This window comes from Flavobacterium sp. (genome assembly GCF_031537875.1).
Lineage (GTDB): Bacteria > Bacteroidota > Bacteroidia > Flavobacteriales > Flavobacteriaceae > Flavobacterium.
In genome coordinates, this window is record NZ_JAVKNB010000002.1 from 60,779 (window position 1) to 76,237 (window position 15,459).

A 15,459-nucleotide genomic window follows, 5' to 3' on the forward strand; every position below is an offset into this window, starting at 1 on the left:
AATTACAACCAAAAAATAGAATTATGACAGAAACTCAATCGAAAACAGCGCATCCAAAAGGACTTTGGGTATTGTTTGGAACAGAAATGTGGGAACGATTCAATTTCTACGGAATGCGAACTTTATTAGTATTATTTCTTGTGAATTCTTTAGTAATGAAAGAAGAAGATGCTTCCTTAATTTATGGAGGTTTCTTGGGACTTTGTTACTTAACGCCTATGTTGGGTGGATTTATTGCCGATCGATTTTTAGGTAATAGAAACTGTATTATGTTAGGTGGATTGATAATGGCAATCGGTCAGTTATTGTTGTTTACTAGTGCAAGTGTTTTTGGTGAAAATTTACCTTTGGCTACAACCATTATGTATAGTGGTTTAGGGGCGATTATCTTTGGTAATGGATTTTTCAAACCAAATATTTCTTCTATGGTGGGAAGTTTGTATCCAAAACAAGAAAAAAATAAATTGGATACTGCCTTTACTATATTCTATATGGGAATTAATATTGGTGCTTTCTTAGGTCAATCGATTTGTCCATTGTTAGGAGATGTGAAAGATTCTGCTGGAATTAGAAATATTCATGCTTTTAAATGGGGATTTCTTGCGGCTTCAATTGCGATGCTTTTAGGAACTATTTTGTTCTACTTTTTGAAAAATAAATATGTAGTTTCTCCTGAAGGAAAACCATTAGGAGGATTGCCATCTAAAAATGAATCGTCAGATTATGAAGAAGGAGAAGCACAAAAAGCCGTTTTTACACCAACAGCATTAGCGGTAGCAGTAGTTTGTTTTGTTGGCTTATTCTTGTTGTTCCATTTTTCGGTTGATGGTGATAATGTGGTAAAAACCATTATATACCCAATTATTTACGCTAGTGGAATCACTTTGGCGGGATTGATTTTGTCCGATAGTTCGTTGACCAAAATAGAAAGAGATCGAATCTTGGTAATTTATATTGTATCATTCTTTATCATTTTCTTTTGGGCTGCCTTTGAACAAGCGGGATCTTCGTTAACTTTTATTGCTGATAATCAAACCGACAGAACTTTTATGTTTGGTTGGCAAATGCCAGCTTCGATGGTGCAAATTTTCAACGGACTTTTTGTTGTGATTTTGGCTGTGCCATTCAGTATGTTATGGGACAGATTGAGAGCTAAAGAAAAAGAACCTATTTCTCCATTCAAACTTGCCTTAGGATTGTTTTTAATTACAGTGAGTTTCTTTATGATTGCTAATCAGGTGAAAGGTTTAGGTACTTCAGGTTTGTTAGCGGTTAAATGGTTGATTTTATTGTATTTCTTAAATACTTGTGCTGAGTTATGCTTGTCGCCAATTGGGTTGTCATTAGTAGGCAAATTATCTCCAAAACGTTTCGCCTCTTTATTGTATGGTGTTTTCTTTTTGTCGAATGCTTCAGGATATGCGTTAGGAGGAACTTTAGGTTCAATCTTACCTGCAACAGGAGATAAATTTGATAAGGCAAAAACATTAGGGATTGATTTGCAACCTATTTTAGATAAAAAAATCACACCAACAGCAGAGCAATTGAAGTTGTTAGCGGATAACCAAATCAGCGATCACAATCCTATTTTTGCAGGTGTTGAAATCCATAATCTATTCGAATTTTTTATGGTATTTGTGGTACTGACAGGAATTGCGTCATTAATATTGTTTGCCTTGACTCCTTTTTTGAAAAAAATGATGCATGGTATCCGATAATTTAACCTTAGAAAAAATACAAAACTTTGAAGGCAAATACCCCAAGCAATTGTGGTATTTGTTTTTAGTAGAAATGTGGGAACGCTTCTGCTTTTATGGAATGCGTGGTGTTTTAACGTACTTCATGGTCGATCAATTGCTATTGAAAGACGAAGCAGCTAATTTGCAATACGGAGCCATTCAAGCTTTTGTCTACGCTTTTACTTTTATTGGAGGTATTTTTGCGGACAAAATTTTAGGCTTCAAAAAATCTCTATTATTTGGTGGAATAGTTATGATTTTGGGTAATCTTTTGATTGCTTTTTCTCCTGCCACGCTTTTTTATTATGGTATTGCTTTTTCCATTATTGGAACGGGTTTTTTTAAACCCAATATTTCTTCTATGGTGGGCGAGTTGTACCATGAAAATGACAATAGACGTGATGCAGGTTATGGGATGTTCTATGCCGGAATTAACGTTGGCGGACTTTTAGGAGGTGCTTTGTGTATTTATTTAGGAAAATATTATTCTTGGCAATGGTGTTTTTTGTCTGCGGCTATTGTGATGTTTTTGGGTTTAATCACCTTTTTATTGACCAAAAAACAGTTAGGTCCTATTGGCGATTCTCCATTATCGAATTTAGCTTCCAATAAAAGAAAAGTTAGAGAAATTGCAGTATATGTAGGTTCGCTATTGAGTATTCCTTTTATCTTTTTAATGGTAAAAAATACGGATTATACGGACTACTTTATGTACACGATAGGGATAATTGCGATTTTGTATTTTGTAATTGAAACTATTAATTTGAAGAATAGTGCTTTGCAAAAAAAATTAATTGCGGCGTTCTTATTCATCTTTTTTTACTTTTTATTCAATGCCATTTACGAGCAAAGTGGGGGTTCGTTGTCTCTTTTTGCTAAAGACAATCTGAATGATAGTTTGTTGTTTTTTCATATTGACCCTAATGTGGTAAACAATAGTTCTAATACTTTTTTTGTCATTGTATTGAGTCCCCTTATTGGATTATTATGGTTGTGGTTAGGAAAGAAAAAAATAGAACCGAATACGATTGTAAAATTCGGAATCGGATTTTTATTCCTCGGAGCATCATTCTATATTTTTTACCTCACCCGATTTTTTGCTAACGTGAAAGGAATCGCTTCTTTGAATGTGTTCACATTTGCTTATTTGGTAACAACTGTTGGTGAGTTGTGCTTAGGACCTATTGGGATGTCAATTATTACCAAATTGTCTCCAAAACGTTTGTTTGGAATGATGATGGGATTGTGGTTTTTGGCGAGTGCGTTCGGACAATTGGCTGCTGGTAAATTAGGCGCTGCTATGTCCAATTCAGATATAGGAAATACATTAGTGTCTAAATTACAATCGTATACCGAAGGCTATTATCAATTAGCCGTATATTCTATTATAGCAGGTGTGTTTTTGCTATTGATTACACCCTTGGTAAAAAAATTAATGCAGGAAGTAAAATAATTCACTAATTTTGATTTTATAAAAAATACAACTAAATGAAAAAAATAATTATCACCTTAGTCTTTGTTTTGGGAACGATTTCTCTACAAGCACAAGAATTGTATTGGGAAAGTAATGTAAATAAAGCGATTGAAGTTTCTAAGAAAACTAAAAAACCGATGCTGTTGTTTTTTACTGGAAGCGACTGGTGCGGATGGTGTATTCGTTTACAAAAAGAAGTTTTAAGAACTCCTGAATTTGCAGCTTGGGCTCAAAAAAATGTAGTTTTAGTCGAATTGGATTACCCAAGAAGTAAACCACAAACTAACGAAATCAAACAACAGAACGGACAGTTACAGCAAATTTTTGGAATTCAAGGATATCCAACGGTTCATTTTGCGACAGTAACAGAGTCTAAAGGAAAGATTAATTTTCAATCTTTAGGTAATACAGGTTATGTGGCTGGTGGACCAACGGCTTGGTTAGCTGTTGCTGATGGAATTTTGAAGAAAAAATAATTGCTTTAATTCAAGATATAGAATCCCTTTTCACTAGTCGAGTGAAAAGGGATTTTTTCTTTTAAACAAGTTGCTTCCCAAAGTTTCTGCAGGTTTTTGTAATTGGATGCGTCGGCTACAATAGCTTTGGGTTGGGTAGTTTGAATAAGTCGTTCTAAGTTAATTTTAGGGGACTGGGTAAGCAGTACAATATCAGGTCTGCTATGGATGGGATACACTCCTAAACTGTCTAAAATCAAAATACGTTTTCCATTGAAGAAAACAGTGTTTTTTAATTCTTTGGCTGCAGCCAAATGACTAAAATTACCTACAAGATAGGAATTGATGGTGTTGTTTTTTGAACCAATTTTTGAAAGGTTGTCATTGGCAAAAAGTGTAACATCATCCCCTTTGCGTTCGACTATTAAGGTGTTTTTTTTGGAATTGAATACGACCCATTCGTGTTGGTTTTCTATTGACCATTTATTCCATAAAAAAGCAATTTGTACTAAAATAACTGAGACTAAAATAGTAACCAAACGAGTAAAACGAGGCTTTTTAAACCAAAGAATTGTACTGAAAACTACAGCATAACTGGTCAAAAGAAAGGCTAAGGTAAATGGAATGTCTTTAATAATGAATTGTTCTAGCGAAGCAATGGTATGGATAATTTTGTTTACAATAAATAAGCTCCATTCTAATCCCTTGGATAAGAAAAACGGACATTGGTTAATAAATGCCAATACCATTACCACAACACCTAATCCCATAATGAATCCTGTTAGTGGAATGATAACCAAATTAGTTATAAAAAACAATCCTGGAAACTGATGAAAATAATACAAACTCAACGGGAGTGTTCCAATTTGTGCCGCGAAAGAAACGCTTAGAATATCCCAAATGTATTTTGAGATTTTGTTTTTGGGCGTCCAAATTTGGGATAACAAGGGATGAAACCACAAAATAAAAAATAAGGCTAAATAACTCAGTTGGAATCCCACATCAAATAAAAATCCCGGTTGCACTAATAAAATGAGTAAAATGGAAACCAACAAAGTGTGGTAAATATTCACGCTTCGACGAAGGTGTTGCCCAATAGCTACAAACGAAAACATAGTTACAGAACGCACTACTGAAGGGGCTAAACCCGCTAATATTCCGAACAACCAAAGGGAGCATAAAATAACGATTAACTTTAATAAAGAGCCTTTCTTATTGTTAGGAACAGGCTTGAGAATGAATGTGACAAACAATAATAGGAACCCAATGTGTAAACCTGAAACGGATAAGATGTGTACTGCTCCAGCGTATTGGTAGTCCTTGCTAATTTCAGGGTCAATGTCTTGTTGTTGTCCCAGAATCAAAGCGACTGCTACATTGAGTTCGGTGGAGTTGAAACCGTCTTTTGTTAGATTGGTAATGATGGTATTCCGAATTTGAGCAGCATAATACCAAATGTCTTTTTCAATCTGAGTACTTATTTTAATATCGGAGCCGTCTGCGTACAATTGACCGTAAATTTGTTTGTTTTTTAGGTAGCTGCCATAATCAAATTGATTGGGATTTTTAGGCGTGACATTAGGATACAAATTGCCTTGAATTTGAAGTCGGTTGCCAATGATAAACGAATGATGTAGACTGTCTTTTTTGATATTGAGCAGTATTTTGCCCGAGCAGTTTGTTGTGTCAATTTGTTGTACCAAGGCGATATACCGTTGGCTAGACGTGCTGCTTTTCAATTTTTCGCGTAAGACCAAATTGAAGGTATGCGTTTGCTCAAAAACAGCATCTACTTGACTAAAATGATTTTTCTGATAAGTTGCTGTATGAATCGTTTGCGAACTCATTCCAATCCCGAAAGCGGTGATGTAAACGCTGATGCCAAAAACACGAACTAGGTTAGCCCTTTTGGTACTCCAATAATAAACTCCACCTAATAATGAGGTAGTCACAAATAGATAGGTGAACACAAGATTGGGACTCGGTTGGAAATAATAAGCAAACACGATGCCTATTATAAAAACCAATGTAACTCTTGCTAGGGGGAATTGCAAAACTTTCATGTTACTAAAATACAAAATTTTAAAAACGAAATGGATAAAAATAAAAAAGCTTCCAATCTTCAAAAGGCTGGAAGCTTTGTAATCTTAATTTTTAAAAATTATTTCAAATCCGCTACAATCAATTGTGCTGTTTTTTGACTGGCTCCTTTGCCTCCTAGTTTTTGTTCTAATTGATTGTATTGTGCTAAAAGCTTAGCACGGTGCTTATCTTCTAGAATTGTTGTTAATTCTTCTTTGATGCGTTGGCTAGTACAATCGTCTTGAATTAATTCGGTTACCACTTCTTGATCCATAATTAAATTTACCAAGGAGATGTATTTCAACGTGATGATACGTTTCGCAATTTGGTACGAAGCCCAACTTCCTTTGTAACATACTACTTCGGGAACTTTAAAAAGAGCCGTTTCTAATGTAGCAGTTCCAGAGGTCACTAAAGCAGCTGTTGCATTTTGTAACAAAGCGTACGTTTTATTTGAAATGAATTTGATGTTATTGTTGGTGATGAACTTTTCGTAAAAATAAAATTCTTGACTTGGCGCACCTGCAATAACAAATTGGTAATCTGGAAAATCTTGCACTATACTCAGCATTAATGAGAGCATTTTAGTGATTTCCTGTTTTCGGCTACCCGGCAAAATAGCAATGATGGGTTGATCGTTCAGATTGTTTTCTTTTCTAAAAACAGCAGCATCTACTTGAGGTTGGCTGTGTATAGCATCAATCAATGGATGGCCTACAAAATTAACAGGATAGTGGTGCTTATTTTCGTAAAAGTCTTTTTCGAAAGGCAAAATGACATACATTTTATCCACATCGCGTTTGATGTCTGTAATTCTATTTTCTTTCCAAGCCCAAATTTGGGGTGATATATAATAATGCGTTTTGATGCCTAAAGTTTTGGCCCATTTGGCAATACGTAAATTAAATCCTGGATAATCAATAAAGACAATCACATCGGGTTGGAACTCCAAAATGTCTTTTTTAGCAATTGAAATATTGTTTAAAATCGTTTTTAGATTGAATAATACTTCAATAAATCCCATGAAAGCCAAGTCTTTGTAATGTTTTACCAAAGTACCACCGGTAGCCTGCATTAGATCACCTCCCCAAAAACGAATGTCTGCTTTTGGATCTTCTTGATACAAAGCTTTCATTAAATTGGCTCCGTGTAAATCGCCTGACGCTTCTCCTGCTATAATGTAATATTTCATGTTTATTACGTGTTTTTCTGAAAGTTATACAAACAAAGTAATGATTGTAAGGACGATAACGGCCAAAATTACTCCGCGTGCCATGAACTCTTTGTAGTATTTGAGTAAAGCCCAAAAAACAATTAAATCCAATACGGTTCCTAATGTGATAATTTTACCCAACTTTCCGTCGCTTTGTAATAATTCCATTCCGGTGACAAAGGTATAATCAGTGAATAACTGAATGAAAAGAAAGCATCCCAAAAAGGAAGTAACCATTCCGATGACGAATCCAATGAGTATGTCGGTTTTATTTTTCAAAAGGCTATCAAATTAATGTTAATGCTTAAAAATAATAAACAAAGAAAAACAAAAAATGCCAACTTCAACTATTTAATCTTTGCCAAAAAGAACAATTTTATATCTTTAACAAAAAATTATGTAAGCCTTATAATTGTTGGTATAATTTTTACTGTAATTTAGACAAAAAACTTGATGAATACTATTATTACCTTTATGAAAAGAAACTATAAAATACTCTTAGTTGTCACCTTCTTATCATTATCATTGTTGGCTTTCAAGTCAAATTATGCTAATTCAACTGATCCAGACAAAGATAAGTTACTGTTAGAGTTACTGACTTTTGTTCTTGAAAAAGGGCATTACAGTCCTGTGACTATGGATGATGAGTTTTCAAAGGGAGTATATAAAGATTATTTAGAAGCTTTGGATCCATCCAAACGTTTTTTCTTGCAATCGGATATTGATGAGTTTTCAAAATACGAATTGGAATTGGACGACGAATTACAAAACAAAGATTTGACGTTCTTTGATTTGACGTATACTCGATTGATGAAACGTATGGAGGAAAGCAAAGCCATTTACAAATCAGTTTTGAGTCAGCCATTTGATTATAAAGTCGATGAATCATTCAATACCAATTATGAAAAAATGCCGTATGCTAAAAATGCTACGGAGTTGACGGAAAGATGGCGTAAACAAATTAAACTATCAACGTTGTCCTCTTTAGTAGATCGTTTGGAAATTCAGGAGAATAATGGCAAAGTTGATAAAGATTTAAAAGAAGCAGCGGCACCAGTGAATCCGGACGCTGCTTTTCAAGAAAATGCTAATCAAGTAAAGAAAGAGGTTGCTGCTGATGCAGGTAAAGTAAAAACTTTTGAAGAATTAGAAAAAGATACAAGAGAGAGTTCAGTAAAATCTTTGGACGAGTATTTTGGCTTTATTAAAGATTTGGATAGAAATGATTATTTCTCAGTGTATTTAAATACTATTACAGCGCGTTTTGACCCGCATACAAATTACTTAGCACCAGAAGAAAAAGAACGTTTTGATGTGAGTATTAGTGGGAAACTAGAAGGAATTGGCGCGCGTTTGCAAAAGAAAAATGACTATACTGAAATTTCTGAATTGATTTCAGGAGGTCCTGCTTGGAGAGGTAAGCAACTAGAAGCAGGCGATGTTGTGATTAAAGTGGCTCAAGGCAATCAACAAGCTGTTGATGTGGTTGGGATGCGATTAGATGATGTAGTGAAGAAAATCAAAGGGGCAAAAGGTACTGAGGTGCGTCTTACAGTAAAAAAAGTAGATGGTACTATTAAAGTAATTTCAATCATTAGGGATATTGTAGAGATTGAAGAAACGTATGCCAAATCGAGTATCGTTGAGAAAAACGGATTAAAATATGGAGTGATTTATTTGCCAAAATTCTACATTGATTTTGAAAATAAAGATGGTAGAGATGCAGGGAAAGATATTGCTTTAGAAGTCTCTCGTTTGAAAAAAGAAGGGGTGAACGGAATTGTGTTAGACGTTCGTGATGATGGTGGAGGCTCTTTGTCAACTGTAGTAGATATTGCTGGTTTATTTATCGAAGAGGGACCAATTGTACAAATCAAATCTGCGGGAAAAAGAAAAGAAGTATTGTATGATAGAGATAAAAAAATTGAGTGGGATGGACCTTTAGTAATTATGGTGAATAGTTTTTCTGCCTCAGCTTCGGAAATTTTAGCAGCGGCTATTCAAGATTACAAACGCGGAATCATTATTGGTAGTAAACAAACTTATGGCAAAGGAACCGTGCAAAATGTAATTGATTTGAATCAATTTGTACGTTCTAGTTCGGCGGGGGATTTAGGTGCTTTAAAAACAACTACTCAAAAATTCTACAGAATTAATGGTGGTTCAACACAATTAGAAGGTGTTAGTAGTGATGTGGTTATGCCAGATCGTTATGCTTACTTAAAAATGGGAGAACGCGATGTGCATAATGCCATGCCATGGGATAAAATTGATCCAGCTCAATACGGTGTTTGGACAAATAATAAAAACTTCAATCAAGCGATTGCAAATAGTAAAAACAGAATCGCTCAAAATGCACAATTCCAGTTGGTAGAAGATAATGCAAAATGGATTGATAGTCGTAGTGAAGATTATGTGTATAGCTTGAACATTGATAAATTCAAATTGGCACAAAAACAAATCGAAGAAAAAGCAAAAAAATACAAGCCACTTCAGAACTATAAAAACAATTTGAAGTTTAGTTCTTTGCCTTACGAATCAGAAGTAATGGCAAAAGACAGTGCTTTGAAAGAGAAAAGAGATCGTTGGCATGAATCGTTGTCCAAAGATATTTACGTGGAAGAAGCTTTAAATGTATTAGACGATTTGCAATCAAAAGCTGTGGCAAAGAAACCAATGGATGCCAATTTAAAAAGTAATAAACTAGTAAAATCATAATCTAGTAAATGCACAAATAAGAAAGCCCTCAATTGAGGGCTTTCTTATTTATATAGTAATGCAACAAATTACCATTCGTTTACTTTGTTGGCATCCATTTTTAAGAAGATAAAAAGTAAAATAGTAAATCCCCATAGTCCTGATCCACCATAAGAAAAGAACGGAAGAGGCACTCCGATAGTTGGGAAAATACCCACCACCATAGCAATATTTACAAAGAAGTGAATAAATAGAATTCCAGCAACACAATAGCCATACACACGGCTAAATTTAGTTTTTTGTCTTTCGGCTAAGTAAATGACACGAAGAAATAAGGTAACAAATAGTGCAATTACAACTAGAGAACCAAAAAATCCCCATTCTTCACCAACTGTAGTAAAAATATAATCGGTATGTTGTTCAGGTACAAAGCCTCCTTTGGTTTGAGTTCCTTCTAAGAAACCTTTACCAAACCAGCCGCCTGAGCCAATAGCAATTTCAGATTGATTGGTATTGTATCCAATTCCTTTCATATCTACTGATTTCCCCAATAATATATTAAAACGGTCTCTGTGGTGTTGTTTGAAAACGTGTGTAAAAACATAATTTACAGATAGAACAAATCCAGAAATCAAGGCAAATAAGATTCCGCTGAGTACAATATTTCGATCAGCCATTCTTGATTTGAAATGGATAAACACAATGACCAATAGCGCTAATAGGATAACATATTGTGGTTGTAAAATCAAGGTTAAAACAAATAGGAGGATAGCAGAGAAGCCGGTCCAGATATACCAAGAAGGAAGTCCTTCGCGATACAAAACCAAGAAGAAAGCACTGTAAATTAGTGCGCTTCCAGGGTCTGGTTGAGGTAATATTAAAAGTACAGGTAACAGAACTATGGCTAAGGCCTGAATTTGTCGATTGGTATCTTTTAAATTTATTTGACTGTCACTTAGATATTTGGCTAGAGCCAAAGCAGTCGCCGCTTTTGCAAACTCAGAAGGTTGTAAGGTAAAACTCCCAAAGCCATACCAACAGCGTTGTCCTGCGATGGTTTTACCCACTGCAAAAAGTCCAATTAAAGAGAGTAAGGAAACACCAAAAATGATAGATGCATATTTTTCGTAGAATTTACCATCAACGAAAAGGACAACAAAAATTAAGGGAATGGTCAACGCAATAAAAATAAATTGTTTCTCAGAAGTTCCTTCCATAGAAGATAACGAAGAAGAATAAATGTTGAGCCAACCCAATAATACTAATACGCTATAAATAATTACGCATATCCAGTCGAGGTTGTTTGTTATACTTTGATTTTTCATATGTTTAAATTCTATTTTTTAGCGGTAACATATGGTATCGCTTTTTACTATAGGCGTTTGCTTGCAACTTCTTGTTAATGGCGATTTCATTATTAACGAGTCGCTTTGTTGTTGGACTTAATCGTGTCTTTTTTAATCTTAGGAGGGTTCATTTTACTTTGTAAAATCGAATCTTGTTTTTTCATTTCTGCTTTCACTGATTCGGATAGTCCACCTAATTTTGCATATTGACCTTGTAAACTTTTATTTAATATTCGAGTTTCTAAGTCTGTTCTTGTAATTTTTTTGCGAATGAATTTTTCTATCATTAAAGTAGCAATTGGTCCTGCAATGGTTGCTCCAAATCCACCATTTTCTACCATTACAGCAAGTGCTATTTTAGGATTATCTTTTGGTGCAAAAGCCACAAATATAGAGTGGTCTTCCAACTGAACTCTTTTACCGCCAATTTTAGCAAAATTTTCTGCGGTTCCGGTTTTTCCACAAATGTCAATTCCTTCTGCCTTTAAGGCGTAGGCTGTTCCAAAATTATACACATCAAATAACCCTTCAATCATTGGTTTGAAGTGTTTTTTATTGATAGTTGTAACATGTTTGGTTGTAAATTTTGTGTCGATTTTTCTTCCTTCGATTTTTTTAATGATGTGAGGAGTATAATAATACCCTTGATTGGCTACAGTTGCCATCATATTGGCTAACTGAATAGGTGTCATCAAGACTTCTCCTTGTCCAATTGCATTAGATACAATTGCGGTACTTCTCCAACCGCCATTTGGATAAATCTTTTTATACATTTTAGAATCGGGAATATTTCCTTTTCTTCCTGTAGGTAAATCATAGCCCATAAATTTCCCTAAACCAAAGCTTTTCACATGATTACTCCACACATCCACTGCGTAACCAGGTTTTACATACTTATTGATGGTTTTCATATAAGCTGTTCCAAAAAAAGCATTACAAGATTCGTAAATACCACGGTGTAATTGTAGCACTCCACCATGACAGTGGCAACGCATAAAACGACCTCTAGCATAACTAAATCCGTGATTACATACAACACTAGTTTGTTCATTAATTACACCTTCTTGTAAGGCGACTAATCCCGTCATGATTTTGAAAGGCGATCCCGGAGGATATTCGGCTAAAAGACCTCTGTCGTACAATGGTTTTGCAATAGAATCACGATATAATTTGGTGTAATTTTTTGACCTCTGTCTTCCAACCAAGATAGAAGGATCGTAAGAAGGAGCGGTTACTAAAGCTAAAATTTCACCCGTTTTAGGTTCAATAGCCACAATTCCACCACGTTTGTTAATCATTAATTCTTCCCCATACTTTTGAAGTTCGGCATCAATGGTTAAGTTGATATCTTCTCCTTGTACCGCAATGGTATCGTATTTTCCTTCCTTAAAGGTGCCTATTTCTCTGTTGTATTTGTCTTTTTGAATGTATTTTACCCCTTTAATTCCTCGTAAAATTTCTTCATAACTTTGCTCAACACCTTGTTTTCCAATTAAATCTCCACTGTTGTAATACGGGTTTTTGGCAACAAGATTTTCATCAGCTTGTGTGATAAAACCAAAAACATTGGCTCCATAATTTACTTCGTAATCACGCAAAGAACGTTTTTGGAAATAGAAACCTTCAAACTTTCTGATTTTTTCTTGGAAGGCCGCAAATTCAACTTTATTTAACTGTGATAAAAATACAGAAGGTAGTCTTGGGCTGTAAATTTTTGCTTTTTCAATCTTTTTGATAAAGTCTTCTTTGGTGATATCAAGTAATTCACAAAATTCGATTGTGTCTAATTTTTTAATTTCTCTTGGAATGACCATGATGTCATAAGAAGCCTGATTGGAAACTAACAATTTTCCATATCTATCATAGATATAGCCTCTTTCTGGGTAGTCGTATTTTATCTTGATGGCGTTATTATCAGATTTCAGTTTAAATGAATCATCAATAACTTGTAGATAAAAAATTCGTAATACCAGCAATGATGCTGCAACAAGTATTAAGGTAGGCAGCAATACTTTTCTCATCGTTTGTTTGGCTTAATTAAGTAGATGATGATTATACAAATCGCAATAGTAAGTACACTACTTAGAATGGTTCGTATTAGAATGTCCCAAAAGAAACTGAATTGAAATGCTACTAAAATAAATAAAGTTAAATGATGGATAAGTACGGATACTAATATGAACGAGAATCGTTCAGGTGTTAGTACATCATTTAGCTTTATAGTTTGGTATTCGTAACTTACTCCAAACGCAAACTTAAATACAGCAGGTCTAAAATATGCTAATGTAAGACAAGCAGTGGTGTGTATTCCTCCTGAATTACTAAACATATCTAAAATTATTCCTAGTAAGAAACTGGCAATTAATAATCCAGACTTGTTTCCGTTTACAGGATATAAAATGATAAATAGGATGTAAGGAAACGGACTTATGAAACCAAATAAATTAATATTATTGAAAACAATAATTTGAATGGCTAGCAGAGTCACAAATCTGAAAATATTCAAAAACAAACTACTATTCATCGTTTTCTCTTTTTTCTAGATTCATAATTTCTTTACGATCTTTCCCTTTCAGGATATAAACATGTCCTAAGTTAGTCATGTCATTAAACAGCTTTACATCTAAGGTATAATAGTTGGTTTGATTGTCAATATATACTTTTTCAATGGTTCCAATGTTAATGTTTTCAGGGAAGATAACAGATTGTCCACCTGTTACAATAGTATCACCTTTTCTAACCGAAGCTAATCTAGGCACGTCAATTAATTGAACAAATCCAGTACTTTTTCCATTCCAAATTAAAGAACCAAAGTGATTTGATTTTTTAATTTTAGCATTGATTTGTGATTTTTTGTTTAGGATACTAACCACAGTGGCATAATGGGGAGAGGTATTATCTACGATACCTACAATTCCTAAACTATTAATTACCCCCATATCTGGTTTTACACCTTGTAATTCTCCTGAATTTAGAGTCAAATAGTTTTCGTACACATTGTAAGAGTTATGTATTACTCTTGAAACTATAATATCACTTGATTTTACTCCTTTTATACTGTCTAGTTTTCGAGCAACTGTAGTATCTTTTTTATTGAACAAGATGCTTTTTAGAGTGGCATTTTCTTGAGCCAAAGCTTCGTTCTGTGATTTTAAATTCAAGTATTCGTCAAATTCACTAAGTTGTTCATATACCCCTCCACTTAAGAAATTAGCAGAACTAATGACTTTACTTCTATGAAAAGAATGCGATTGAATGGTAAGAGTTAACGAAATACCCAAAAGCAGCAAAAACAGTAAGCGATTACTGTTTTTAAATATAAAATTAAATATTTGCTGCATTTCTTAAATGTATTATTTATGACTTCTCTTTAGAAAAGGACTATTTGATCAAGATGCTTTTAAATCTATTGATGTTTTTAAGTGCCATACCAGTTCCTCTTACAACTGCTCTTAAAGGATCTTCTGCAATATAAACAGGCAAATCAGTTTTCAACGAGATACGTTTGTCAAGTCCTCTCAACATCGAACCTCCACCTGCAAGGTAGATTCCTGTATTATAAATATCGGCAGCCAATTCAGGAGGTGTTTGAGATAAAGTTTCCATGATAGCATCTTCAATACGTTGGATAGATTTATCCAAAGCTTTAGCGATTTCACGATGAGAAACTTCTACTTGTTTTGGTTTTCCAGTTAACAAGTCACGTCCTTGAACAGACATGTCTTCTGGAGGAGTTTCTAAATCTTCTACAGCGGCACCAATTTGAATTTTAATTTTTTCAGCTGTACTTTCTCCAACAAATAAGTTGTGTTGAGTACGCATGTAATAAATAATGTCATTGGTAAAGACGTCTCCAGCAATTTTTACTGATTTGTCGCAAACAATACCTCCAAGTGCTATTACAGCAATTTCGGTTGTTCCACCACCAATATCCACAATCATATTTCCTTTTGGTTGCATAATGTCGATTCCAATACCGATTGCCGCAGCCATTGGTTCGTGAATCAAATACACTTCTTTACCATTTACTCTTTCACAAGATTCTTTTACCGCACGCATCTCTACTTCGGTAATTCCAGAAGGAATACAAACCACCATTCGAAGAGCAGGCGTAAACATTTTTTTCTTTAATGCTGGAATACTCTTAATAAACATATTAATCATTTTCTCTGACGCATCAAAGTCTGCAATTACACCATCTTTAAGAGGTCTAATTGTCTTAATGTTTTCGTGAGTTTTTCCTTGCATCATGTTGGCTTCTTTACCAACTGCGATGATTTTACCAGAGACTCTGTCTCTAGCTACTATCGAAGGACTATCTATAACAACTTTATCGTTGTGAATAATCAGTGTATTTGCGGTACCAAGGTCGATTGCGATATCCTCGGTCATGAAATCAAAAAATCCCATAAGCTTATGCGGGGTTTAAATTTTAATATTATCTAACAAGCAA

12 protein-coding genes are annotated in these 15,459 nt (G+C 34.4%); 4 read left to right on the forward strand and 8 right to left on the reverse strand.

Going from position 1 to position 15,459, the window contains the following annotated elements; genetic code table 11:
• Positions 1-23 precede the first annotated feature (23 nt).
• From RMR09_RS00430 to RMR09_RS00440, 3 genes are read left to right on the forward strand one after another with little or no spacing between them, the layout of a single operon-like run.
• A complete protein-coding gene (locus RMR09_RS00430; RefSeq protein ID WP_310593862.1) occupies positions 24-1,718 on the forward strand; it encodes a peptide MFS transporter in 1,695 nt (564 codons plus the stop codon).
• On the forward strand, positions 1,705-3,192 hold the full coding sequence (locus tag RMR09_RS00435; protein ID WP_310593863.1) for a peptide MFS transporter: 1,488 nt from the start codon (positions 1,705-1,707) through the stop codon (positions 3,190-3,192). Before RMR09_RS00430 ends, RMR09_RS00435 begins: the two co-directional genes overlap by 14 nt.
• Before the next feature lie 35 nt (positions 3,193-3,227).
• A complete protein-coding gene (locus RMR09_RS00440; protein ID WP_310593864.1) occupies positions 3,228-3,689 on the forward strand; it encodes a thioredoxin family protein in 462 nt (153 codons plus the stop codon).
• Positions 3,690-3,694: 5 nt separating this feature from the next.
• On the opposite strand, the gene RMR09_RS00445 is transcribed toward RMR09_RS00440, so the two are convergent.
• The 3 genes from RMR09_RS00445 to RMR09_RS00455 form a co-directional block, all read right to left on the reverse strand.
• Positions 3,695-5,731, reverse strand: a complete 2,037-nt coding sequence (locus RMR09_RS00445; RefSeq protein WP_310593865.1) for a ComEC/Rec2 family competence protein — start codon at positions 5,729-5,731, stop codon at positions 3,695-3,697.
• A gap of 98 nt (positions 5,732-5,829) precedes the next feature.
• A complete protein-coding gene (gene lpxB, locus RMR09_RS00450; protein ID WP_310593866.1) occupies positions 5,830-6,942 on the reverse strand; it encodes a lipid-A-disaccharide synthase in 1,113 nt (370 codons plus the stop codon).
• Positions 6,943-6,966: 24 nt separating this feature from the next.
• Positions 6,967-7,242 carry a hypothetical protein gene (locus RMR09_RS00455; protein WP_310593867.1) on the reverse strand — a complete coding sequence of 92 codons (276 nt, stop codon included), beginning with the start codon at positions 7,240-7,242 and terminating at the stop codon, positions 6,967-6,969.
• A gap of 174 nt (positions 7,243-7,416) precedes the next feature.
• On the opposite strand from RMR09_RS00455, the gene RMR09_RS00460 reads away from it, so the two are divergent.
• Complete coding sequence (locus tag RMR09_RS00460; RefSeq protein WP_310593868.1) at positions 7,417-9,681, forward strand: carboxy terminal-processing peptidase; 2,265 nt, start codon at positions 7,417-7,419, stop codon at positions 9,679-9,681.
• A 68-nt stretch (positions 9,682-9,749) separates the two neighbouring features.
• Here the strand turns inward: RMR09_RS00460 and rodA are convergent, their stop codons facing one another.
• From rodA to RMR09_RS00485, 5 genes are all read right to left on the reverse strand, one after another.
• Positions 9,750-10,985 (reverse strand): rod shape-determining protein RodA, encoded by a 1,236-nt coding sequence (gene rodA / locus RMR09_RS00465; protein ID WP_310593869.1) that lies wholly within the window; start codon positions 10,983-10,985, stop codon positions 9,750-9,752.
• A gap of 92 nt (positions 10,986-11,077) precedes the next feature.
• Positions 11,078-13,027 (reverse strand): penicillin-binding protein 2, encoded by a 1,950-nt coding sequence (gene mrdA, locus RMR09_RS00470; RefSeq protein WP_310593870.1) that lies wholly within the window; start codon positions 13,025-13,027, stop codon positions 11,078-11,080.
• The gene (locus RMR09_RS00475) at positions 13,024-13,530 is read right to left on the reverse strand and encodes a rod shape-determining protein MreD (protein ID WP_310593871.1); all 507 of its coding nucleotides are present in this window, start codon (positions 13,528-13,530) and stop codon (positions 13,024-13,026) included. Before RMR09_RS00475 ends, mrdA begins: the two co-directional genes overlap by 4 nt.
• Entirely contained in the window at positions 13,523-14,347 is an 825-nt protein-coding gene (mreC, locus tag RMR09_RS00480; RefSeq protein ID WP_310593872.1) for a rod shape-determining protein MreC, read from the reverse strand. Before mreC ends, RMR09_RS00475 begins: the two co-directional genes overlap by 8 nt.
• Positions 14,348-14,387: 40 nt before the next feature.
• Positions 14,388-15,416 (reverse strand): rod shape-determining protein, encoded by a 1,029-nt coding sequence (locus tag RMR09_RS00485; protein WP_310593873.1) that lies wholly within the window; start codon positions 15,414-15,416, stop codon positions 14,388-14,390.
• Between the last annotated feature and the right edge of the window lie 43 nt (positions 15,417-15,459).

Coding starts and splice junctions, on each gene's coding strand:
- mreC (WP_310593872.1), bottom strand. CDS start 14,347: ATGCAGCAAATATTTAATTTTATATTTAAAAACAGTAATCGCTTACTG.
- RMR09_RS00445 (WP_310593865.1), bottom strand. CDS start 5,731: ATGAAAGTTTTGCAATTCCCCCTAGCAAGAGTTACATTGGTTTTTATA.
- RMR09_RS00485 (WP_310593873.1), bottom strand. CDS start 15,416: ATGGGATTTTTTGATTTCATGACCGAGGATATCGCAATCGACCTTGGT.
- lpxB (WP_310593866.1), bottom strand. CDS start 6,942: ATGAAATATTACATTATAGCAGGAGAAGCGTCAGGCGATTTACACGGA.
- RMR09_RS00460 (WP_310593868.1), top strand. CDS start 7,417: ATGAATACTATTATTACCTTTATGAAAAGAAACTATAAAATACTCTTA.
- RMR09_RS00475 (WP_310593871.1), bottom strand. CDS start 13,530: ATGAATAGTAGTTTGTTTTTGAATATTTTCAGATTTGTGACTCTGCTA.
- RMR09_RS00435 (WP_310593863.1), top strand. CDS start 1,705: ATGGTATCCGATAATTTAACCTTAGAAAAAATACAAAACTTTGAAGGC.
- RMR09_RS00430 (WP_310593862.1), top strand. CDS start 24: ATGACAGAAACTCAATCGAAAACAGCGCATCCAAAAGGACTTTGGGTA.
- RMR09_RS00440 (WP_310593864.1), top strand. CDS start 3,228: ATGAAAAAAATAATTATCACCTTAGTCTTTGTTTTGGGAACGATTTCT.
- mrdA (WP_310593870.1), bottom strand. CDS start 13,027: ATGAGAAAAGTATTGCTGCCTACCTTAATACTTGTTGCAGCATCATTG.
- rodA (WP_310593869.1), bottom strand. CDS start 10,985: ATGAAAAATCAAAGTATAACAAACAACCTCGACTGGATATGCGTAATT.